At 61.9% G+C, this 273-nt stretch carries 1 protein-coding gene; it reads right to left on the bottom strand.

Annotated features, from left to right (window positions below; all coding sequences use genetic code 11):
• The coding region (locus ACXAGA_RS16485; RefSeq protein WP_475118557.1) for a hypothetical protein at nucleotides 1–273 on the bottom strand (273 nt) is incomplete at both ends.

Below are 273 nucleotides of genomic sequence, written 5' to 3'. Positions count from 1 at the left end.
CCGTGTCATTGCCCAAAGGAGAGATCGTTGCAGCGCCATAGACCGGGCTGATCAACGTGTCGTCGTTCGCAACCGGCACATCGCCATAGTCAATCGCCAGCGCCGCCACATTCGACGTGTTGCCGTCCGCATCGTCCACCGTATAGCCCACAGGGGTTGGATCGCTTAGGAATCCGGCCTCGGGCGTAAAGGTCACATCGCCCGTCACCGCATCCACAGTCCAGACGCCTTCGCCCGGCACGGTCAGCGTTTTGCCATCCGCCGCAAGCGTTG

The sequence above is a fragment of the Marivivens sp. ABH4_498 genome (assembly GCF_056160585.1).
The sequence above is the reverse complement of the archived record's forward strand: the minus strand, read 5'-3'. Positions and strand labels throughout refer to the sequence as shown.